Consider the following 21,230-nt stretch of genomic DNA (forward strand, 5'->3'; position numbering starts at 1 on the left):
GGCGCGCCAGGTTTACACCCTGGCGCGCCCTGCGCTTCGAGTTTTGTGGAGAGTCATTTTGCGTGTCAGCCGTTCCTTAACAATCAAACAGATGGCGATGGTTTCTGCCGTCACCATGCTGTTTGTACTGCTCTTCTGCGTAATTTTGCTGTTTCATTCCGTACAGCAGAATCGCTATAACACGGCTTCGCAGTTGGAAAGTATCGCCCGCTCGGTGCGTGGCCCGCTTTCTGCCTCTATCCTGAAAGGGGATATTCCCGAAGCGGAAACCATTTTAAAACGCATTCAGCCTGCCGGCGTCGTGAGCCGCGCCGACGTCGTCTTGCCCAACCAGTTTCAGGCGCTGCGGATGAGCTTTATTCCGGAGCGTCCCGTTCCGATGATGGTGATGCGCCTGTTTGAACTGCCGGTGCAGATTTCGCTGCCCGTTTATTCACTCGAACGCCCTGCCAACCCGCAGCCGCTGGCCTACCTGGTATTACAGGCGGACTCTTACCGCATGTATAAATTCGTCATGAGTTGGGTAGTTACGTTAGTGACCACTTGCTTACTTATGACGCTTATTCTCAGCGTGGCGCTCACCTGGTGCATTAACCGGCTGATTGTTCATCCGCTGCGCCGTATCGCCCGCGAGCTGAATACGCTTGCGCCGCAGGATCAGATGGGGCATCAGCTTGAGCTGCCGCGTCTGCATCATGACGATGAGATAGGCATGCTGGTGCGCAGCTACAACCTCAACCAGCAGCGCATCCAGCGCCAGCAGGATGAGTTAAACAGCAGCGCCACGCGCTTCCCGGTGTCGGAGCTTCCCAATAAAGCCTTCCTGATGGCGATGCTGGAGCAGACCGTTGCCCGTCAGCAAACCACGGCGCTGATGGTTATCGCCTGTGAAACCCTGCAGGACACGGCTGGCGTGCTCAAGGAGAGCCAGCGCGAAATGCTGCTGCTGACGCTGGTGGAAAAAGTGAAGTCTGTCCTTGCCCCGCGCATGGTGCTGACCCAGGTCAGCGGTTACGACCTGGTGGTGATTGCCAACGGCGTCAAAGAACCCTGGCATGCGATCACTTTAGGTCAGCAAGTACTCACTGTCATTAATGAGCGGTTGCCTATTCAGGGTATCCAGCTTCGTCCAAGCGCCAGTATCGGTATTGCGATGTACTATGGCGATTTAACGGCAGAGCAGCTTTATCATCGCGCGTTCTCGGCGGCGTTCACCGCCCGGCGCAAAGGCAAAAATCAGATCCAGTTCTTCGCGCCGGAAGAGATGGAAAAGGCGCAGCAGCGCCTGACGGAAGAGAGCGACATCCTGACCGCGCTGGATAACCGCCAGTTTGCCCTCTGGCTACAGCCGCAGGTGAATTTGCTGACGGGAGAAGTGAAAAGCGCCGAGGCACTGCTGCGCGTGCAGCAGCCGGATGGTTCATGGGAGCTGCCGGAAGGGCTGATTGAGCGCATTGAGTCCTGCGGCCTGATGGTTACCGTCGGCTACTGGGTGCTGGAGGAGTCCTGCCGTCAGCTTGCTGCCTGGCAGGAGCGCGGCGTGACGCTGCCGCTGTCGGTCAATTTGTCTGCCGTGCAGCTGATGCACCCAACCATGGTTTCAGAGATGCTGGAGCTGATCCATCGTTACCGAATCAAGCCTGATACGTTAACTCTGGAAGTGACGGAGAGCCGACGCATCGACGACCCTAATCAGGCGGTCGCAATTCTGAAACCGCTGCGTAATGCCGGGATTCGCATTGCGCTGGACGATTTTGGCATGGGATACGCCGGGCTGCGTCAGCTTCAGCACATGAAAACCCTTCCGGTGGATGTGCTCAAAATTGATAAAGCGTTTGTCGACGGTCTGCCGGGCGACAGCAGCATGGTGCAGGCGATTATCCAGATGGCGCGCAGCCTCAACCTGCATCTTATTGCCGAGGGAATTGAAACCGAAGCGCAACGCGCCTGGCTGGCAGAGGCGGGCGTGGAGAGCGGACAAGGCTTCCTTTTTGCCCCTGCTGTTCCTTCGGATGTCTTTGAAGAACGATACCTTTCTGGTGCTGACAATAACGCAAAAGTGTAATTTTGTTGCTGGCTTGTGCGAGCCAGCTCAAAGTTCTTAACATTTGTGTTTCAAATTTGAACTGAGTTTATTTCTGTCCTGTTATGTGGGTGTTATTTTAAAGCCGCAGGTTAACCATAACCTTACAAAGCCTGTGGTTTTTCTTCCCAAGGACACCTTATGAAAACCTCACTCTTCAAAAGTCTTTATTTCCAGGTCCTGACAGCCATCGCCATCGGTATTCTGCTGGGTCACTATTACCCTGAGCTGGGCGCGCAAATGAAGCCGCTTGGCGACGCGTTCGTTAAGCTCATCAAAATGGTCATCGCTCCGGTGATCTTCTGTACCGTCGTGACGGGCATCGCTGGCATGGAAAGCATGAAGGCGGTAGGTCGTACCGGCGCAGTGGCGCTTCTCTATTTTGAAGTGGTCAGTACCCTTGCGCTGATTATCGGTCTGATTATCGTCAACGTGGTGCAGCCGGGCGCGGGGATGAACGTAGACCCGTCAACGCTGGATGCCAAAGCGGTCGCGGTGTATGCCGAGCAGGCGAAGGATCAGGGCGTGGTGGCCTTCCTGCTGGACGTGATACCGGGCAGCGTTATTGGCGCGTTCGCCAGCGGTAACATCCTGCAGGTTCTGCTGTTCGCCGTGATGTTTGGCTTTGCCCTACACCGTCTGGGCAGCAAAGGCCAGCTTATCTTTAATGTAATTGAAAGCTTCTCGCAGGTGATCTTCGGCATCATCAATATGATCATGCGCCTGGCGCCGATCGGTGCCTTCGGCGCGATGGCCTTCACCATCGGTAAGTATGGCGTCGGTACGCTGGTGCAGCTGGGTCAGCTGATTATCTGCTTCTATATCACCTGTATCCTTTTCGTGGTCGTGGTGCTGGGCTCCATCGCCCGCGCGACGGGTTTCAACATCTTCAAATTTATCCGCTACATCCGCGAAGAGCTGCTGATTGTTCTGGGGACCTCCTCTTCAGAATCGGCGCTGCCGCGTATGCTCGACAAGATGGAAAAGCTGGGATGCCGTAAATCGGTGGTCGGGCTGGTGATCCCGACGGGTTACTCCTTCAACCTGGACGGCACCTCGATATACCTGACGATGGCGGCCGTGTTCATCGCGCAGGCGACCAACAGCCATATGGATATTTTTCACCAGATTACCCTGCTGGTGGTGCTCCTGCTCTCCTCTAAAGGCGCGGCAGGCGTGACGGGCAGCGGATTTATCGTGCTGGCTGCCACCATTTCCGCCGTGGGTCACCTGCCGGTGGCGGGTCTGGCGTTGATTCTCGGTATCGACCGCTTCATGTCAGAGGCGCGTGCGTTAACCAACCTGGTGGGTAACGGCGTGGCAACGGTGGTGGTGGCGAAATGGGTGAAAGAGCTGGATCACAAAAAGCTCGACGATACTCTGAATAATCGTTCAACTGACAGCAAAAATCCTGGCTTATCCTCTTAATCTTGTCACAAATGCCCGTATTCCCTTGTCGGGATGCGGGCTCCTGCGCATAATAACTGTTCGTACCTGTCATAATTCGACAAGATTTTTTTTGGGTATATTTCACTTCGGACCGTGACGTTTTGCCGAACGCGCGGTCTAATCGACGTGTTTTCATCGTCATCTTTAAGAGTGAAGCGCGTCGCGAAACACTCTTTTTTAACCAGGAATGTTGATCAGGGGTTCACATGCAGGGCACAAAAATTCGACTCTTAACCGGCGGTTTGCTGATGATGGCAGCAGCCAGTTATGTGCAGGCAGATGCGCTCCAGCCAGACCCGGCCTGGCAACAAGGGACATTAGCGAACGGTTTTCAGTGGCAGGTGTTAGCCACTCCGCAGCGCCCCAGTGACCGTATAGAAATCCGTCTGTCCATTAATACCGGTTCCCTCACGGAAAGCACTCAGCAAACCGGTTTTAGCCATTTTATTCCCCGGCTGGCGCTCACGCAGAGCGGCAGCCTGCAAGCGGTTCAGGTGCGTTCGCTTTGGCAGCAGGCCATCGATCCGAAACGCCCGCTTCCTCCGGCTGTGGTCTCGTATGACTACACCATGTTTAACCTGAGCCTGCCTAATAACCGTAATGACCTGCTTAAAGAAGCGCTTACGTATCTCTCCGATGCCTCTGGCAATCTGGCGATTACGCCGGACACCGTCAACTATGCGCTGAGCAACAGCGACATGGTGGCGACCTGGCCCGGGGATACCAAAGAGGGCTGGTGGCGTTACCGCCTGAAGGGCTCGACGCTACTGGGACATGATCCGGCTGAACCGCTGAAACAGCCGGTGGATGCCGAACAGGTAAAATCGTTCTACCAGAAGTGGTACACCCCGGACGCAATGACGCTGATCGTGGTGGGTAACGTGGACAGCCGCGCGGTGGTGGAGCAGATCAACAAAGCGTTTGGTGATTTGAAAGGCAAGCGTGAAACGCCAGCCCCTGTTCCGACGCTCTCTCCGCTGCGTGCAGAGCCCGTCAGCATTATGACGGACGCCGTGCGTCAGGATCGCCTCTCCATCATGTGGGATAACGCCTGGCAGCCAATCCGCGAGTCCGCGGCGATGTTGCGCTACTGGCGTGCCGATCTGGCGCGTGAAGCGCTGTTCTGGCACGTTCAGCAGACGCTGAGCAAGAACAACGTGAAGAATATCGGTCTTGGCTTTGACTGCCGCGTGCTGTTCCAGCGTGCGCAGTGCGCCATCAACGTTGAATCGCCGGGCGATAAGCTGAATGCCAATCTGGGCGTGGTCGCGAAAGAGCTGGAAAAAGTGCGTAAAGAGGGGCTTTCCGAAGAGGAATTCAACGCTCTCGTGGCGCAGAAAAAACTCGAGCTGCAGAAACTGTTTGCGACCTACGCTCGCGCCGATACCGATATTCTGATCAGCCAGCGTATTCGTTCCCTGCAGAATCAGGTGGTGGACATTGCGCCTGAACAGTACCAGAAACTGCGTCAGGACTTCCTGAACGGTCTGACCGTCGAGATGCTCAATCAGGACCTCCGTCAGCAGCTGTCGCAGGAGATGGCGTTGATCCTCCTGCAGCCGAAGGGCGAGCCGGAATATGACATGAAGGAACTTCAGACGACCTGGGATTCCATTATGGCTACCGCGCCGCAGCCCGCGCAGGCCGCCACGGCCGATGATTTACATCCAGACGCGACGGATATTCCGCAGGGGCAGTAATGCTTAAACATTCCCTCTCCCACAGGGAGAGGGTGTTCATCGTCCACTCTCCCTGTGGGGAGAGTAATTCCCAGTAATTTTTTACCTGAAGCGATGAATGTTGCTTCAGGAAAATGAATGACTTACAGCAATGCCCTGGTCCGGCTGTAAATCGCTGAGGCGTTTCCTGCAGGCCGGGGCGAGGCGCAGGGATGCGCCGAGAGGGCGGGCTTTACAGGGACGTTACCTCCGCCCGTACCCGACAAGCCGGAAGGAATAAGCCGAGGGCACCGCGAAGCGGCGATTTACCGCCGGGAGCCCGGGTCGCCAGGGCGGCGGCGACTGAGCCGCCATGGCACGTTCACCGGTCATGTTGTTACAGAGTAGCAAGGAACATAAAGTGAACGGAATGACCGCCAGAGCCGTATGTTCCCCCTCACCCCAACCCTCTCCCTCAAGGGAGAGGGGGTCGTCCGTGCTGGCATTATTTTGTGGGGAATCCTCAGCCCTGTGGGAGAGGGTTAGGGTGAGGGCATCAGCCCGCACCTTACTTAAACAGGCATCGCCTCACGCGGAATAATCGCCCCGCGATACTGAATCACCGTGCTGGCCGTCAGGTGCCCACGCTGTGCCGCCGCTTCCGGCGTTCCACCCGTCAGACGTACCGCCAGATACCCCGCGCTGAATGAATCGCCGGCCGCCGTGGTATCAATCACTTTCTCTTTGGCAAGCTTCACCGCCGGAACGTCAACCAGCGCTTCGCCCGCCACCGCGACCAGGCACGAATCTGCCCCGCGCTTAATCACCACTTCGCTCACGCCTGCCGCCTGTGTGCGTGCTATCACGTCCTCTACCGGTTTCTCACCCCACAGGGCGTCTTCATCGTCGAGCGTCAGGAAGGCAATGTCGGTGCACTGCAGCATCTGCTGATAGACCTGCTGCGTCTCTTCGCGGCTGGCCCACAGGCGCGGGCGGTAGTTGTTATCGAAAATAACCTTGCCGCCGTTTGCACGGCATTCGCGCAGCAGCGAGAGCAGCTTTTCACGGCTGGTGGGGCTCAGGATCGCCAGGCTAATGCCGCTCAGATAGAGATAGTCAAACGTCGCCAGCTCTTCGCAGATGGCCGCGGCCGCGTCGCTCTCCAGCCAGAATTTGGCCGCGGCTTCGTTACGCCAGTAATAAAACGTGCGTTCGCCGGTGCTGTCGGTTTCGATGTAATAAAGCCCCGGGAGGCGGTTTTCCATACGCTGAATCAGCGACGTTTCAATATGTTCACTCTGCCAGGCCTCCAGCATTTGCTGGCTGAAGCTGTCCGTGCCCAGGGCGGTAACGTAGTTCACGGTAAGCGCGTCAGGCGCGACCTGACGGGCAATATAAACGGACGTGTTTAACGTATCGCCACCAAATCCGCGGCTAACTTCCGCGCCTTTTTGTGACAGCTCAATCATGCATTCGCCAATCACGGCAATTTTTTTGGACATAGTCGTGAACCTGAACAGAAGAATTATCAGCAGTGTGCGCTGAGTGAATTAACCGGTCAACTATATTAAAACAACGTTCCATTATTTTATTTGAGCCAGCGCGTGTTCCCGCGCATTTCTGTCATCTTAATTTCATTTTCCCGGTGAATTGAACATAAAGTTCTCAATTGTCGCGCCGATAATCCTGTGACGAGTCCAGAAAGGCTATCCCAACAACAGGACATCTGAAATGAAGTCAGAGCAGGTTATCCAGCGGCTGAGCACTACGCCTGAGGCAAGTATTGAGAACTTGCAGGAGCATCGCTACTGGCTGCAATGTGAGCGTGCGTACACCTATCAGCCGATCTACCGAACAGATGGTCGACTGATGGCAATTGAAATTTTGACCGTCGTTACGCATCCCTCAAACCCTACTCAGCGCATCGCGCCGGATCGCTATTTTGCCGAAGTTGCCGTTCGCCAGCGCCTGGACGTGCTGGAAGAACAGCTTCGTATGCTGGCGACGAAGCAGCCCTTTTTCGAACAGCACGATATCCTCGCCTCGGTGAACGTTGATGGTCCAACCCTGCTGGCGCTACGCCAGAACGCGAAATTGCAGGAGCTGATCGCCACTCTTCCGTGGATGCGCTTTGAGCTGGTGGAGCATGTCCGCCTGCCGCAGGATTCCTCGTTTGCGTCGATATGCGAATACGGCCCGCTGTGGCTGGATGACTTTGGCACCGGCATGGCGAACTTCTCCGCCCTGAGTGAAGTACGCTACGACTACATCAAAGTGGCCCGCGACCTGTTCATTATGCTGCGTCAGACCCCGGAAGGGCGGAATCTGTTTACGCTGTTATTGCAGCTGATGAACCGCTATTGCCAGGGCGTGATTGTTGAAGGTGTGGAAACACTGGAAGAGTGGCGTGATGTGCAAAACTCTCCCGCAGCGGCGGCGCAAGGCTATTATCTCTCCCGCCCGGTACCCATGGATCGCCTCGATAGCGTTATAACGACCCTCTGATAAGCCCGCTTCCCTTTGTCTGGACTATAGTTTTACAGAACAGGTCATCAGGAAAGGGGATAAAAATGACGAGAACAACCAGGGTAATCTCCTGGACAGCAGGGATTTTCTTGTTGTTGATCGTGGTCGTCGCCATCATTATTGCGACGTTTGACTGGAACCGTCTCAAGCCGACCATCAACCAGAAAGTCTCAACCGAACTGAACCGTCCCTTCGCCATCCGCGGTGATTTAGGAGTGGTGTGGGAGCGTCAGAAAGAGGAGCCCGGCTGGCGCAGCTGGATCCCCTGGCCTCACGTCCATGCCGACGACATCATTCTCGGCAACCCGCCGGATATCCCGGACGTCACCATGATTCACCTGCCGCGCGTTGAAGCCACGCTGGCTCCGCTGGCGCTCTTCACCAAAACGGTCTATCTGCCGTGGATCAAACTTCAGCAGCCCGATGCGCGCCTGATCCGACTCTCAGAAAAAAACAACAACTGGACGTTTAACCTTGCCAGCGACAGCGAAAAAGATCAGAATGCCCAGCCTTCTTCCTGGTCATTCCGTCTCGACAATATTCTTTTCGATCGCGGACGGATCGCCATCGACGATAAGGTCAGCAAGGCGGACGTGGAGATCCTCGTCGATCCGCTGGGCAAACCGCTGCCGTTTAGCGAGGTCACGGGCACGAAAGCAAAAGGCGACGCGGCAAGCGTAGGCGACTATGTCTTCGGCCTGACGGCAAAAGGACGCTACAACGATCAGCCTCTCAGCGGTAAAGGGAAAATAGGCGGCATGCTGGCGCTGCGGAGCGAAGGCACGCCGTTCCCGGTGCAGGCGGACTTCCGTTCCGGTAACACCCGAGTGGCGTTCGTCGGCACGGTCAACGATCCGATGAATATGGGGGGCGTCGACCTTCAGCTCAAATTCGCCGGCGATTCGCTGGGCGAGCTGTATGAACTGACCGGCGTGCTGCTGCCGGATACCCCGCCGTTCGAAACGGACGGGCATCTGGTTGCCAAAATCGATACCGAAAAATCGTCCGTTTTTGACTATCGGGATTTCAACGGCCGCATCGGCGACAGCGACATTCACGGCACGCTGACCTACACCACCGGAAAACCGCGACCGAAGCTGGAAGGGGATGTTGAGTCCCGTCAGCTGCGTCTGGCCGACCTGGGCCCGCTAATTGGCGTGGACTCGGGTAAAGGTACCAAGTCGAAAGAGGTCAAAAAAGATGTTCAGCCTGCCGGCAAAGTGCTGCCATACGATCGCTTCGAAACCGACAAATGGAACGTGATGGATGCGGATGTGCGCTTCAAAGGCGGAAAAATTGAGCATGGCAGTACGCTGCCGATCAGCAATCTTTCGACCCATATCCTCCTCAAAAACGCCGACCTGCGCCTGCAGCCGCTGAAGTTTGGCATGGCGGGCGGGACGATCTCCTCGAACATTCACCTGGAAGGCGATAAGAAGCCGATGCAGGGACGGGCGGAGATCCAGGCGCGTCGATTGAAGCTGAAAGAGCTGATGCCGAACGTAGAGCTGATGCAGAAAACCCTCGGGGAAATGAACGGTGATGCCGACATTCGCGGCGTGGGGAATTCGGTGGCGGCGCTGCTCGGCAGCGGCAATGGTAACCTGAAGCTGCTGATGAACGACGGGCTGGTGAGCCGAAACCTGATGGAGATCCTGGGGCTGAACGTCGGTAACTACGTCATCGGGCAGATCTTCGGTGATGACGAGGTGCGGGTGAACTGCGCGGCGGCCAATCTGGATCTGGTTAACGGCGTGGCGCGTCCGCAGATATTTGCCTTCGACACGGAAAACGCGGTGATTAACGTGACCGGGACCGCCAGCATGGCCTCGGAGCAGCTTGATTTGACGATTGACCCGGAAAGTAAGGGGATCCGCATCATCACTCTGCGCTCTCCGCTTTACGTGCGCGGAACCTTCAAAAATCCGCAGGCGGGCGTGAAGCCCGGACCGCTTATTGCGCGCGGTGCGGTGGCCGCGGCGCTTGCGACGCTGGTCACCCCAGCCGCAGCGCTGCTGGCCTTGATTTCGCCGTCAGAAGGCGAGGCCAATCAGTGCCGGACTATTTTGTCGCAGATGAAGAGGTAAGGTGTGGCCTGTTTTTGCCGGGTGGCGCTGCGCTTACACGGCCTACGGGACTTCCTCCCTCTCCCTGTGGGAGAGGGGCGGGGTGAGGGCATCGGGCCGCAGTGAATTACAGAGCCTGGTGCTTTGTCTCGTGCGTCAGCAGCAGCGCAATCAGCGTCAGCGCCGCCATGGCCGCCAGATAGACCCCCACGTAGAACAGACCATAGTTCGCCTGCAGCCAGGTGGCGATATACGGCGCAACGGACGCGCCCAGAATAGAGGCAACGTTGTAGGAGAACGACGCACCGGTATAACGCACTTCCGTCGGGAACAGCTCAGGCAGCAGCGCGCCCATCGGGCCGAAGGTCAGCCCCATCAGGCTCAGGCCAATCAGCAGATAGGCCATCACCAGCGCCGGGCTACCTGAACCCAGCAGCGGCGGGAAGACGAACAGCGCGAACAGAATGATCAGCGTGGTGATCGTAATCATGCTCGCACGACGACCGAATTTATCCGCAAGCAGGCCTGCAATCGGCACCATCACGCCAAACCCGATCACCGCCATCATCAGCATCCACAGCACTTCGTTACGCGGCAGACCCAGGCCAACCGGCGCGGCGGCGGTACTGAACGTCATGGAGTAGACGGTCATGATGTAGAACAGCGTATAGGTTGCCAGCATGATGAACGTGCCCAGCACGGTCACGCGGACGTGTTTGGTCAGCAGCGTACCCAGCGGCACTTTCACCTGCTTGTTCGCCGCGGCCACTTTCGCAAAAACAGGAGTCTCATGCAGCGAAACGCGCACATACAGGCCAATCAGCACCAGCACGGCTGAGAAGATAAACGGGAGACGCCAGCCCCAGCTCATGAACTGTTCATCCGTCAGCAGCCAGGAGAGCAGCAGGAACGTCCCGTTGGCAAAGAAGAAGCCAATCGGTGCGCCCAGCTGCGGGAATGAACCGTACAGCGCGCGCTTGCGCGCCGGGGCGTTCTCGGTGGCCAGCAGCGCCGCGCCGCCCCATTCACCGCCCAGCCCCAGACCCTGGCCAAAACGCGCCAGCGCCAGCAGGACCGGCGCCAGAATGCCGATGGTTTCATAGGTCGGCAGCAGACCGATGGCCACGGTGGAGATGCCCATCGTCAGCAGCGAGGCCACCAGGGTGACTTTACGGCCAATGCGATCGCCAAAGTGTCCAAACAGCGCAGAGCCAATTGGACGCGCAACAAACGCGATGGCAAAGGTCGCCAGAGACTGCAGCGTGGCCGCCGTCGGATCGCCCTGCGGGAAGAAAATATGCGGGAAGACGATGACCGCGGCGGTGGCATAAATATAAAAGTCGAAGAACTCAATGGCGGTGCCAATCAGCGAGGCGACGACAACTTTATTGCGCGAGTTTACCGGAACGTTTTCCGTTCCTGAATCGAGTGTGGTGGCTGTTGCTTGCATAATATTTTCTTATTTTTGTCGAACGAAAGGCCATATTACGCACAGCAAAAGCGACATTTCAATCTGTAACAAAGCCGCGCGCTGGTGATAAAAGCAACAAAAAGCGGATAATTTTCAGGCCAGCGAAAACACGTCTATGAAATGCTTCACAGATTTTAAATATCAGTCAATTAAACTGGTTTTCAGTTAAATAAAAGTTACGGACTGGATTTATATGCTGAAATGATGAATCGGGCTGAAATTTCAGCCCGAGAGCGGAGCTAGCGGTGGGTTTTACCGGGCATTCGCGTGTCGCCTTTGTACTCGGCGGTGGCAATCCATGCCGCGCAGAACAGCGTCAGGCGGGCGAAGAAATAGAAGAAGGCCATCAGTCCCAGCACCGAGCCAAACGCCGCGCCGGAAGGGGATTTCACCAGCGACGGCAGCGTGTAGGTCATCACAATTTTGATCACCTCAAAGCCGATCGCCGCAATCAACGTGCCGCGGATCAGCGCCTTCTTGCGCGGACGATGGCGGGGCAAGCGCCAGAAGATCCAGAAGAACAGCAGGTAGTTGGCGAAGATGGAAATGGCCAGCCCAATGCCGCGCCAGGCGGGCTTCAGCCATTCTATGTAATCAAGGTAAAGCGCGGAGATGATCATCTGCTGCGCCGAGCCCGCCACGGAGGTAATGGAAAGCGTCACGATGAGCGCGACAAGCAGGCCAATCAGCGAAACAAAATCGCGGAGATACTTAACCCAAATTTTCTCCTGGTCCTGCGGCTTACGCTCCCAGACGTCGCGCGACTGGGCGCGAATGGCCTCGCGCAGGTTGCCCATCCAGTTAACGCCGGAGTAAAGGGCAATCAGCAAACCGACGATGCCGACGGTGGTACGCTGCTGAACGGCGGTATTTATAGTGCTTTTGAGCGTGCTGGCCAGGGTCGGGTCACTGACGTTATTCAGGATCTTACTGAAGATATCCTGCAGTAGCGTCGGGTGCGACGCGAGCACAAAACCTGCCGCTGCAAACGACACCATCAGGATTGGTATCATCGACAGGAAGGAAAAATAGGTGATGGCGGCACCAAACTGATTCCCCATGCGGTCATTAAAGCGCTCGGTCGCGCGGATCAGGTGCGCAACCATGGGAAACTGCTGAATTCTCGCGGCGATGCCGGTGACGGTCCCCAGCGCTTTGCTGGCGGTGCCTGGCGTTTTGGGCTCTTCGGGCCCGGTTTCCATCTTTTTGACGGGCTCATACTCTAAATGTTGGGTGGGTCGTTGCGGGTTGTTTTCCGGCGTCACGCGCATTTTCCTTTTCGTTGAGCTGGATGTGTTTTTGAATTATAGCTTGCGGCTAGTCCACGTAAGCTTTTGTGAGTTCGGTAAGCCACTCCATGAACAGATGGACCCGGCGGGAGAGGTTGCGGCGGTGAGGGTAAATCAGGGAGACGGGCATCGCTTCGGCCCGGTATTGCGGGAGGATCTCAATCAGTTTCTTCGCGCGCAGTAAATCGCGCACCCCAACCCGCGGAACCTGAATAATGCCTAGCCCGGCGAGACAGGCAGCCTGGTAAGTTTCCGTGCTGTTGACGGTTAACACCCCGCCCGTTTTTATCCACTGCGTCGCACTGCCGTTATAAAACTCAAAGCCCTGCGGTCGGGTTCCCAGCATCGCGGCGTAGTGGATCACGGCGTGCGAGCCTAAATCGTCCAGCGTTTCCGGGTAGCCGAATCGTGCCAGATAATCCGGGCTGGCGCAGTTAATCACCGACAGCTTGCCCAAGGGACGGGCAATCAGCCCTGAATCCTTCAGCGCGCCGACGCGGACGACGCAATCAAACCCTTCACGGATCACATCCACCAGGCGATCGCTGCTGCTGAGTTCCAGTTCAATGCCCGGATAGTGCTGCAGAAAAGCAGGCAGTTTGGGGATGACTAAATTTCGAGCAACGCCGACGGGCATATCCACGCGGAGCCGACCGCTGATGCTGGAGGGATCGTGCTGAAACATACCGTCGAGTTCATCAAGGTTTGCCAGCAGATCTTTTGCCCGTTCGTAATAGACCATGCCGTCCTGCGTCAGGCTGACGCGGCGCGTGGTGCGGTGCAATAGCTGGGTGCCAAGCCGGTTTTCCAGGGCCTGAATTTGCCGCGAGACGCTGCCTTTCGGCAGGGTTAATGTTTCGGCCGCGCGGGAAAAACTCTCCAGTTCCGCGACGCGGACGAACAACTGCATTGCGTGAATTTTATCCATAGAGAAAGCTCATTGTTGTTTCTGGTGAAACAGTGAAGCGTTTTAACCCATCTTTATTGATTTTCTATCACCTAATAAGCTCTTTCTCAATCTCCTTAACAGCCAAAACGAGGTTTATGATGAGTGAACGTATCGCATTAGTGACGGGTGGTAGCCGTGGTCTGGGTAAAAACGCTGCGTTAAAGCTGGCGGCAGACGGCACGGGAATCGTCCTGACATACAACCGTAGCCAGCAGGAAGCGCTGGACGTTGTGCATGAAATTCAGCAAAAAGGCGTCAACGCAGCGGCATTACAGCTTAACGTCGGGGATATCGCGAGTTTTGAACATTTTGCCCAACAGCTTCAGGAAACCCTTAAGACCGTCTGGCAGCGCGAAACCTTTGACTATTTATTGAACAATGCAGGAACGGGTTTATATGCGCCCTATGCCGACACGACGGAAGCTCAGTTTGATGAAGCGCTGAACATTCATTTCAAAGGACCTTTCTTCCTGACCCAGCGCCTGCTGCCGCTGCTTAACGACGGGGGACGTATCCTCAACGTCTCCAGCGGGCTGGCCCGTTTTACCCAGCCGGGCTCAGGGACCTACGCGGCCATGAAGGGGGCGATGGAAGTGCTGACGCGCTATCAGGCGAAAGAGCTGGGCGCGCGCGGAATTTCCGTCAATATCATTGCGCCGGGCGCGATAGAAACGGACTTTGGCGGCGGACGCGTGCGCGACAACGCGGAGCTGAATCAGCTGCTGGCGTCGCAGACGGCGCTGGGACGGGTGGGGCTGCCGGACGATATTGGCGATGCCATTGCGGCACTGCTCAGCGATAAGCTGGGCTGGATGAATGCGCAACGTATTGAAGTATCAGGCGGTATGTTCCTGTGATGCACGGGCTTAAGGGGAAGGAACCCCTTAAGGAAACCCTTAATATGGATGTGTCTGCATACTGACAGTGATAAAGAACGCAGGCAGCCATAGCCGATAACCCATTTTCATCACAATATTTCTCCAGAGAAAGACCGGGATGTTTTTTTATTAACGCAATGGCCGCCGAAAATATTTTCAGCGAATGACGTTTGATATTCGTTTCCTCTTAATAGCGACACTGAAGAGGAAACGACGTCCGGGAAATATCTGCTAAAAAGCGGTTGGTCAGGAATTAATATTCAGGTATTCCTGCTGTAATAAACCAAATAGCCAGTCATTTTGCCAGCGCCCAGAAAGGTAATAGCTCTCGCGTAATTCACCTTCCAGGCGAAAGCGGGCTTTTTCCAGCAGGCGTCTTGACGCGACATTTCCCGCGGTGACGGTGGCGGTGAGTCGCCGTATACCGCCCTGATGAAAAGCGTAATCGCAAAGCACTTTCAGGGATTCAAAGCCGTAACCTTTCCCCTGCGCCTCGGGTGCGAAAAGGAAGCCCACTTCTGCGCAGTCCTCCTCCCGATGAATATATCCGGTAACGCCCAGCGGGGCCTGTGAGGCGGTGTCACGTACGACGAGACAAAGCCAGTGCGCGCTGCCCGGTGCCCATGGGGTCAGGCGCGAATCAAACGCCTCGCGGATCGCCGCGACGGGACGGTCTTCCGCCACAAAGCGCATCACGTCCGGGTGCTGCTGTAGCGCCAGAAAAAAGGGCCAGTCTTGTTCCTGCAGGGGCGAACAGGTCAGGCGAGAGGTAATTAAAACCGGCATTCAGATTCTCCTGAAACATTTTAAATCATTTTAGGGTTGTCACTTTATTTCAACAGAAAGTCAGGTATGGTTAACCGCGTATAAATAAAAAGAAAAAAGGGCATCTCGTGCCCATTCCGGATGTCTTCGTTGTCGCTTAAGGAAAACAATGACTCTCAGCACATCACACCATATTCGCGAACAGTTTGAACACTGTCTGGCGGTCATTCGCCATGCGTCGGTGGAAATTTTACTCCTTCTGAATGTACATGCTTCTGAGGGAAAAGATCCACGCTGGTTCCTGGAACAACTCGACAGCGCGCGATTAGCTCTGGGCGGCTGGGGAGCCGTGGCGAAAAAACTCAACCTCAATGATGCCGAGATGTCGGAATTTACGCTCCAGCTGCGCCTGCTGCAGCAGCGCGTTCCGCAGTATGAAAGCGGACAGGATGTGAGTGAAAACCAGCTTATTGCGGCGATGCGGTTTGTGACCGCGCTGGAACATCTTCGCCTGCAGCAACCGCTGTTGACCTACAGCACTGACCTGGCACCGGGAAGCGAACTCCAGCAGCAGCAGGCGCACAAGCAGGTACGCGCGATTGAGCTGATGATTAAAGGGCTCATCCAGCAGGCCTGGCCCGATCAGGTGCGGCTGAACAACCATCTTAAGACCCTGTTTAACGCTGACCGCGTACGGCGCTGGCTGAAGCTTGGCGAGATCAATGATGTCCTCAGCGGCATGATGTTCAGTGAACTGGCGCAGATGCTGGTGGATAAAAAAGAGTTCAGCCGCTATTACGCTTCGCTGTTCAGCGACCCGTCCATGCTGACGCTGCTGGTTGAACCGCGCAAAACGCTGCAAACCTTCCTCGATGACATTCGGCAAATCCGCAACAGCATCACCGTTCAGAAAACGCTAAGCTCGGCGCAAATCCAGCTGCTGGATAACTACTACGCGCAGATCGCGCGGCCCGTTCAGCGCGCGTTTGAAGAGGGGAGAACGCGCGTCAATCCGGCCGGATTCATGGCGGTAGATGCCAGCGAATTGCATACCTTCTGGGAAAAGGCGCAGAAAATGGATCGGGTCACCGGTGGGGATCTGTTTGAAGTCCGGGACACCATTGAAAAGCCGACCCAGCGCGCGCCGCGAACGCCTGAACAACGCGAGCAGCTCATTTCCGGTGCGCTATGGGGGGCGGTTGGCGTCATGGTGATTGCCATCGTGGCGGGGGGCTTCTGGCTGGTGACCAGCAGCAAACCGCAGCCTGCAACCGCCAGCGCGGCTGAAGCGGCCCCTCCGCAGGAAATGCGCGAGACGCCTTCTTCGCGCGAAACGCTCACGCGCATGGGAGTCACCTGGGACGAAAATAATTTCCGCTCGGCCATTAACCGCAACGATACCCGAGTGACCCTGCTATTTTTGCAGGGCGGCATGGACTGGAAGCTGTCCTGGACCGAAGAGGCGATGTCGGCAGGCTATGACGATGTGCTGGAGCTGATGTTACGCTACCGGCAGAACATGGTGGAAGAGAAGCCGTGCCGTCGCTTCATCAACACGCTCAGCCACGCCATGTCGAACGGCGAGTCTCTGACCTCGGTACGTAAAGAGTATCTCAAAGCTTTCTGCACCGTGCCTGCCGTGGTGAAACGCCAGCAGCACGATCTCGACATGGCCACACGCCGCGCGCAGTCGCAGCCGGATGCCACCACGAAAAAATGGCAGTCCATTCAGACTGCCATTTATGAGGTGATTCGCTAAAATTATTCCCCTCACCCCAGCCCTCTCCCCATTGGGGCGAGGGAGATGGAGATGGAGAGCGCACCGTACAGTCCCCTCTCCCCTCTGGGGAGAGGGAGATGAAGAGCGCACAGTGCAGTCCCCTCTCCCCTCTGGGGAGAGGGTTAGGGTGAGGGGTGAGGGCACCAGACCGCACCCCGCTTAAGGCTCCCCATACAACCCAATCAGCCGCCGCACCACGCCGTTCGTCCAGCCGAAACCGTCCTGCAGCGGATACTCACCACCGCCACCTTCGCGCGGCGTGCTGCTGGCGATGTGATACTTCTCAATCAGCTTGTGATGCGTCTTATAAAAATGGTTCACCGTATGCAGCCAGCTCCAGGCGATCTCATCGCCCAGCGAGTCGTTGCCGTACTGCTTGAACCCCTGAATCGCCATCCACTGCAGCGGGGCCCAGCCGTTGGGTTTATCCCACTGCTCGCTGGTTTCGTACTCGGTCGCCAGAATTCCGCCCGGGGTCAGCAGCCGCGCCTTGACCGCATCCGACAAACGTTCTGCCTGCTCGTGCGTCGCCATTCCAACATACAGCGGCACAATGCTGGCGGCAGAAAACAGCGCCAGCTCTTCGCGTCGCCAGTCGTAATCGCGGTAGCAGCCGCTCTCCTCGTCCCACAGATAGCGGTTCACCGCCGCGCGGCGCTCGTTGGCTTTCTGGCGGAACGCCTCTGCCGTCTCTTTATCCCCTTTCGACGCGGAGATGTTGGCGATAGCGCTTTCCAGCTTGAACAGGAAGGCATTCAGATCGATGGGGATAAACTGCGTCGTGCGGATGCTGGCGAGCCGCGACGGATCGCGCAGCCAGCGGGACGAATAATCCCAGCCGGATGCCGCACCCGCGCGCAGATCGCGATACACCTCATTGGGCGGACGACCCGAGTGGCGGGCGGTTTCCACGTCCTCAATCCACGATTCGTCGCGCGGGGTATCACGGTCGTCCCAGTAGCGGTTGAGCAGTGAACCGTCCGGCATACGCACGGCGCTGCGGTAAGCCTGATTGAGCAGCAGCGACTCCGCGCCGTCCATCCAGAAGGCGTACTCCATTTTGAGGTGATCCAGATAGCGTTTCGCACCGCGCACGCCGTCCTCCTCGAACAGCTCCACCATCAGGGCAAAGACCGGCGGCTGCGAGCGGCTGAGATAATAGGTGCGGTTGCCGTTGGGGATATGCCCGTAGCGTTCAATCAGCCAGGCGAAGTTGTCCGCCATACACTTCAGCAGATCGTTACGGCCGCTCTCCGCCAGCCCCAGCATGGAGAAATAGGAATCCCAGTAGTAGGTCTCGCTGAATCGCCCGCCGGGGACGATATAGGCCTGCGGCAGCGCCAGCAGAGAAGACCAGGGAATATGATCCTGCGGCTCGCGCGTCAGCACCGGCCACAGGTTATCAATGTGCTCTTTCAGGGAGAGCCCCGGGTCGGAGACATATTCTGTGCCGTACGTTTCCGGCATCCAGAAGTGGTTCTCCACAAACTGGCGCAGGTCGAAATCCCGGTGGCGTCTGACCTTGCGGTAGCGGATCAGGATATCCAGCGGATCCATCTTCGGCGCGCAGTCGGGGAAGGTTTTACTGTCCGCAAACAGCCGCGTCGACTGCACATGCTCGAACAGTTCAAGATAGCGGTCTGCGGGCGTCAACGCATCGGAGGCGGGTAGCCCCTCGATCATTTCGGGTTCCGGCTCCGCCTCAATCATTTCATCCAGTTTCAACTCGCAGGGATCGGTCTCGTAGCGCAGCTCTTCTGCAATCTCGAACTCGATGTTCTCGGTAGCCTGTAGTTTCTGGTTGAACATGGTGATAGGGACCTCCGGTTGTGTGTTCAAAAGACAGGTTTATCCGGGCGTCCTATAAGCGTAGACATTCGCTTCGGTAGTTGGGGAGGGATATGTGCGGTAGATCACTATTTTCGGAGCATTCGTTTTGCAACGATTTATGTATGTTAAAAAAATGCCCCTCCGGGGAGGGGCATCAGGATTAACGCATGGTCACAAACTCTTCCGCGGCCGTCGGGTGGATGGCCACCGTGTTGTCGAAGTCTTTCTTCGTTGCGCCCATCTTCAGCGCCACGGCGAAGCCCTGCAGGATCTCGTCCATGCCGAAGCCGATGCCGTGGATACCGACAATCTTCTCGTCCGGGCCCACGCAGACCAGCTTCATGCGGCACGGCTGACGGTGTGAGGTGACGGCGGTGTACATCGCGGTAAACGCCGATTTATACACTTTCACCTGGTCGTCGCCATACTGCTCGCGCGCCTGCGGCTCGGTTAAGCCGACGGTGCCGATTGGCGGATGGCTGAAGACTACGGTTGGGATAAGGTTGTAATCCAGATGCTCGTCCGGCTTGTTGTTGAACAGACGTTCGGAGAGACGACGACCCGCCGCAACGGCCACCGGCGTCAGCTCAACCGCACCGGTATTATCGCCGACCGCATAAATGCCCGGTACGCTGGTGTTCTGGAATTTATCGACGACGATATAGCCTTTTTCGTCGGTTTTCACGCCAGTTACGCCGAGGTTGAAGTTATCGTTCGCAGGTTCACGGCCAATCGCCCAGATCAGGCAATCGACGGTCTGGCTGCGGCCATCTTCCAGCTCAAGGGTCAGGCTGCCGTCCGCGTTTTTCACGACCGCTTTTGGCACGGCGTTGGTGTGCAGGGTCGGGCCTTCGGTGTTCATCACTTCAACCAGCGTATCGACGATCAGCGGGTCAAAGCTGCGCAGCGGCGCGTGTTTACGTACGAACAGGTGCGCTTCCGCGCCCAGGCCGTTAATCACGCCAGCCAGTTCCACCGCAATGTAACCCGCGCCAACAACGGCAACGCGTTTTGGCAGGGCAGGCAGCTCGAAGAAACCGTCGGAATCAATGCCGTATTCCACGCCCGGGATGTTCGGGTGGCTCGGACGACCGCCGGTGGCGATCAGGATGCGATCGGCGGTGATCGTCTCGCCGTTCACTTCGATCGTTTTCGCGTCCACAAAGCGGGCGAAACCGTGGATAACGTCGACGTTATTTTTACCCAGCACGTTGTCGTACGAGGTGTGAATACGGTCGATATAGGCGGTACGGCTGGCGATCAGTTTGTCCCAGTCGAAGCGGTTGATGGTGGTGTCAAAGCCGTAGTCCGGGCCATACATATGGATAGCTTCGCGGATCTGCGCCGCATGCCACATCACTTTCTTCGGTACACAACCCACATTCACGCAGGTGCCGCCCAGCGCTTTGGCTTCAATCAGCGCGCACTTCTGGCCGTACATGGCCGCACGGTTGATGGAGGCGATGCCGCCGCTGCCGCCGCCGATTGCGATGTAGTCATAATGCTTAGTCATTGCTTTTGTCCTTAATCGTGAATTGCCGCGATTGTATACCTGAAATCAATAGTTTCCACCGATGGCTGCGATTACTCCGGCACGATCCAACTGACGGTGGCGTGGCCTGTACCCGCTGGCACCAGCGTTTTATGCAGCCACGGCAGCACGTTGTTCATCTGCGCTTCGAGCTTCCACGGCGGGTTGATCACAATCATGCCGGAGGCGGTCATGCCGCGCTGATCGCTGTCCGGACGAACTGCCAGCTCGATCTGCAGGATCTTGCGGATGCCGGTCGCTTCCAGGTCTTTGATCATGCGTTTGATTTGCGCGCGCAGCACCACCGGATACCACAGGGCGTATGTCCCGGTGGCGAAGCGTTTGTAGCCTTCGTGGATACCGGTCACCACCGCCTGATAGTCGGTTTTGATTTCGTACGGCGGGTCGATCAGCACCAGGCCGCGACGGGAAACCGGCGGCAGCTTGGCTTTCAGCTGCTGATAGCCGTCGGATTTTTCCACGCGGGCGCGGCTGTCTTTCTGAAATTCAGAACGCAGCAGCGGGAAGTCGCTCGGATGCAGCTCGGTCAGCTGGAGGCTGTCCTGCTCGCGCAGCAGCTGGCGCGCAATCAGCGGTGAGCCGGGGTAGTAGCGCAGCTGGCCGTTGCGGTTGAAGTGATTCACCACGCCGATGTACGGCTCCAGCTCGGCAGGCAGATCGTCCTGCTGCCAGATGCGGGCAATCCCTTCCAGATATTCACCGGTACGCTCGGCATGCTCGCCGCTCAGCTGATAACGGCCCGCGCCCGCGTGCGTGTCCAGATAGAGGAACGGCTTCTCTTTCTCTTTGAGCGATTCGATGATCAGGCTCTGAACGGTGTGTTTAAGGACGTCGGCGTGGTTGCCTGCGTGGAAGCTGTGGCGATAACTGAGCATGGGTAATGATATTCCGCTGAAGTGACGATTTGCCACAGTTTACAGCAGAACGGCGCAGA

15 protein-coding genes and 1 pseudogene are annotated in these 21,230 nt (G+C 56.9%); 7 read left to right on the plus strand and 9 right to left on the minus strand.

The features are described from left to right. The first annotated feature begins 58 nt into the window (after positions 1-58). From hmsP to P346_RS03600, 3 genes are all read left to right on the plus strand, one after another. Positions 59-2,065: a biofilm formation regulator HmsP gene (gene hmsP, locus P346_RS03610; RefSeq protein ID WP_032662125.1), complete on the plus strand. Its 2,007-nt coding sequence runs from the start codon at positions 59-61 to the stop codon at positions 2,063-2,065. 159 nt (positions 2,066-2,224) lie between these two features. Further along, entirely contained in the window at positions 2,225-3,511 is a 1,287-nt protein-coding gene (locus P346_RS03605) for a dicarboxylate/amino acid:cation symporter (RefSeq protein WP_032662127.1), read from the plus strand. A gap of 227 nt (positions 3,512-3,738) precedes the next feature. Beyond that, a complete protein-coding gene (locus P346_RS03600) occupies positions 3,739-5,232 on the plus strand; it encodes a M16 family metallopeptidase (RefSeq protein ID WP_032662129.1) in 1,494 nt (497 codons plus the stop codon). A gap of 530 nt (positions 5,233-5,762) precedes the next feature. On the opposite strand, the gene P346_RS03595 is transcribed toward P346_RS03600, so the two are convergent. Then, positions 5,763-6,692, minus strand: a complete 930-nt coding sequence (locus P346_RS03595; RefSeq protein WP_032662131.1) for a sugar kinase — start codon at positions 6,690-6,692, stop codon at positions 5,763-5,765. A gap of 229 nt (positions 6,693-6,921) precedes the next feature. On the opposite strand from P346_RS03595, the gene pdeH reads away from it, so the two are divergent. Beyond that, positions 6,922-7,695: a cyclic-guanylate-specific phosphodiesterase gene (gene pdeH / locus P346_RS03590; protein WP_023309584.1), complete on the plus strand. Its 774-nt coding sequence runs from the start codon at positions 6,922-6,924 to the stop codon at positions 7,693-7,695. 65 nt (positions 7,696-7,760) lie between these two features. Beyond that, entirely contained in the window at positions 7,761-9,803 is a 2,043-nt protein-coding gene (locus tag P346_RS03585; RefSeq protein WP_032662133.1) for an AsmA family protein, read from the plus strand. A gap of 106 nt (positions 9,804-9,909) precedes the next feature. Here P346_RS03585 and P346_RS03580 read toward each other — a convergent pair whose 3' ends face one another. The 3 genes from P346_RS03580 to P346_RS03570 all read right to left on the minus strand — a co-directional run bounded on the left by P346_RS03580 (position 9,910) and on the right by P346_RS03570 (position 13,470). Then, complete coding sequence (locus tag P346_RS03580) at positions 9,910-11,232, minus strand: MFS transporter (protein WP_023309582.1); 1,323 nt, start codon at positions 11,230-11,232, stop codon at positions 9,910-9,912. A 260-nt stretch (positions 11,233-11,492) separates the two neighbouring features. Further along, on the minus strand, positions 11,493-12,518 hold the full coding sequence (yhjD, locus tag P346_RS03575) for an inner membrane protein YhjD (protein WP_032662351.1): 1,026 nt from the start codon (positions 12,516-12,518) through the stop codon (positions 11,493-11,495). A gap of 52 nt (positions 12,519-12,570) precedes the next feature. Then, a complete protein-coding gene (locus P346_RS03570) occupies positions 12,571-13,470 on the minus strand; it encodes a LysR family transcriptional regulator (RefSeq protein WP_032662134.1) in 900 nt (299 codons plus the stop codon). A gap of 119 nt (positions 13,471-13,589) precedes the next feature. Here P346_RS03570 and P346_RS03565 point away from each other — a divergent pair, with 119 nt between their 5' ends. Further along, on the plus strand, positions 13,590-14,348 hold the full coding sequence (locus tag P346_RS03565) for an SDR family NAD(P)-dependent oxidoreductase (protein ID WP_032662136.1): 759 nt from the start codon (positions 13,590-13,592) through the stop codon (positions 14,346-14,348). A 97-nt stretch (positions 14,349-14,445) separates the two neighbouring features. On the opposite strand, the pseudogene P346_RS23760 reads toward P346_RS03565, so the two are convergent. Next, a pseudogene (locus tag P346_RS23760) lies at positions 14,446-14,544 on the minus strand (lysozyme); the annotation flags it as partial. A 71-nt stretch (positions 14,545-14,615) separates the two neighbouring features. After that, the gene (locus P346_RS03560; protein ID WP_032662138.1) at positions 14,616-15,155 is read right to left on the minus strand and encodes a GNAT family N-acetyltransferase; all 540 of its coding nucleotides are present in this window, start codon (positions 15,153-15,155) and stop codon (positions 14,616-14,618) included. Between the two features lie 148 nt (positions 15,156-15,303). Between P346_RS03560 and P346_RS03555 the strand changes: the two genes are divergently transcribed. After that, positions 15,304-16,893, plus strand: a complete 1,590-nt coding sequence (locus P346_RS03555; protein ID WP_032662140.1) for an STY4199 family HEPN domain-containing protein — start codon at positions 15,304-15,306, stop codon at positions 16,891-16,893. A 180-nt stretch (positions 16,894-17,073) separates the two neighbouring features. On the opposite strand, the gene P346_RS03550 is transcribed toward P346_RS03555, so the two are convergent. The 3 genes from P346_RS03550 to P346_RS03540 form a co-directional block, all read right to left on the minus strand. Further along, positions 17,074-18,723: an alpha,alpha-trehalase gene (locus P346_RS03550; protein ID WP_032662142.1), complete on the minus strand. Its 1,650-nt coding sequence runs from the start codon at positions 18,721-18,723 to the stop codon at positions 17,074-17,076. A gap of 181 nt (positions 18,724-18,904) precedes the next feature. After that, on the minus strand, positions 18,905-20,257 hold the full coding sequence (gorA, locus tag P346_RS03545; RefSeq protein WP_032662144.1) for a glutathione-disulfide reductase: 1,353 nt from the start codon (positions 20,255-20,257) through the stop codon (positions 18,905-18,907). A 71-nt stretch (positions 20,258-20,328) separates the two neighbouring features. Next, positions 20,329-21,171: a 23S rRNA (adenine(2030)-N(6))-methyltransferase RlmJ gene (locus P346_RS03540; RefSeq protein ID WP_023333753.1), complete on the minus strand. Its 843-nt coding sequence runs from the start codon at positions 21,169-21,171 to the stop codon at positions 20,329-20,331. Between the last annotated feature and the right edge of the window lie 59 nt (positions 21,172-21,230).

Origin of the sequence: Enterobacter sp. DC1, assembly GCF_000568075.1 — a bacterium.
GTDB lineage: Bacteria > Pseudomonadota > Gammaproteobacteria > Enterobacterales > Enterobacteriaceae > Enterobacter > Enterobacter asburiae.

Bases quoted from the DNA above. Each gene is read 5' to 3' on its own strand.
- P346_RS03605 (WP_032662127.1), top strand. From the start codon at position 2,225: ATGAAAACCTCACTCTTCAAAAGTCTTTATTTCCAGGTCCTGACAGCC.
- P346_RS03600 (WP_032662129.1), top strand. From the start codon at position 3,739: ATGCAGGGCACAAAAATTCGACTCTTAACCGGCGGTTTGCTGATGATG.
- P346_RS03595 (WP_032662131.1), bottom strand. From the start codon at position 6,692: ATGTCCAAAAAAATTGCCGTGATTGGCGAATGCATGATTGAGCTGTCA.
- pdeH (WP_023309584.1), top strand. From the start codon at position 6,922: ATGAAGTCAGAGCAGGTTATCCAGCGGCTGAGCACTACGCCTGAGGCA.
- P346_RS03585 (WP_032662133.1), top strand. From the start codon at position 7,761: ATGACGAGAACAACCAGGGTAATCTCCTGGACAGCAGGGATTTTCTTG.
- P346_RS03580 (WP_023309582.1), bottom strand. From the start codon at position 11,232: ATGCAAGCAACAGCCACCACACTCGATTCAGGAACGGAAAACGTTCCG.
- P346_RS03570 (WP_032662134.1), bottom strand. From the start codon at position 13,470: ATGGATAAAATTCACGCAATGCAGTTGTTCGTCCGCGTCGCGGAACTG.
- P346_RS03565 (WP_032662136.1), top strand. From the start codon at position 13,590: ATGAGTGAACGTATCGCATTAGTGACGGGTGGTAGCCGTGGTCTGGGT.
- P346_RS03560 (WP_032662138.1), bottom strand. From the start codon at position 15,155: ATGCCGGTTTTAATTACCTCTCGCCTGACCTGTTCGCCCCTGCAGGAA.
- P346_RS03555 (WP_032662140.1), top strand. From the start codon at position 15,304: ATGACTCTCAGCACATCACACCATATTCGCGAACAGTTTGAACACTGT.
- P346_RS03550 (WP_032662142.1), bottom strand. From the start codon at position 18,723: ATGTTCAACCAGAAACTACAGGCTACCGAGAACATCGAGTTCGAGATT.
- gorA (WP_032662144.1), bottom strand. From the start codon at position 20,257: ATGACTAAGCATTATGACTACATCGCAATCGGCGGCGGCAGCGGCGGC.
- P346_RS03540 (WP_023333753.1), bottom strand. From the start codon at position 21,171: ATGCTCAGTTATCGCCACAGCTTCCACGCAGGCAACCACGCCGACGTC.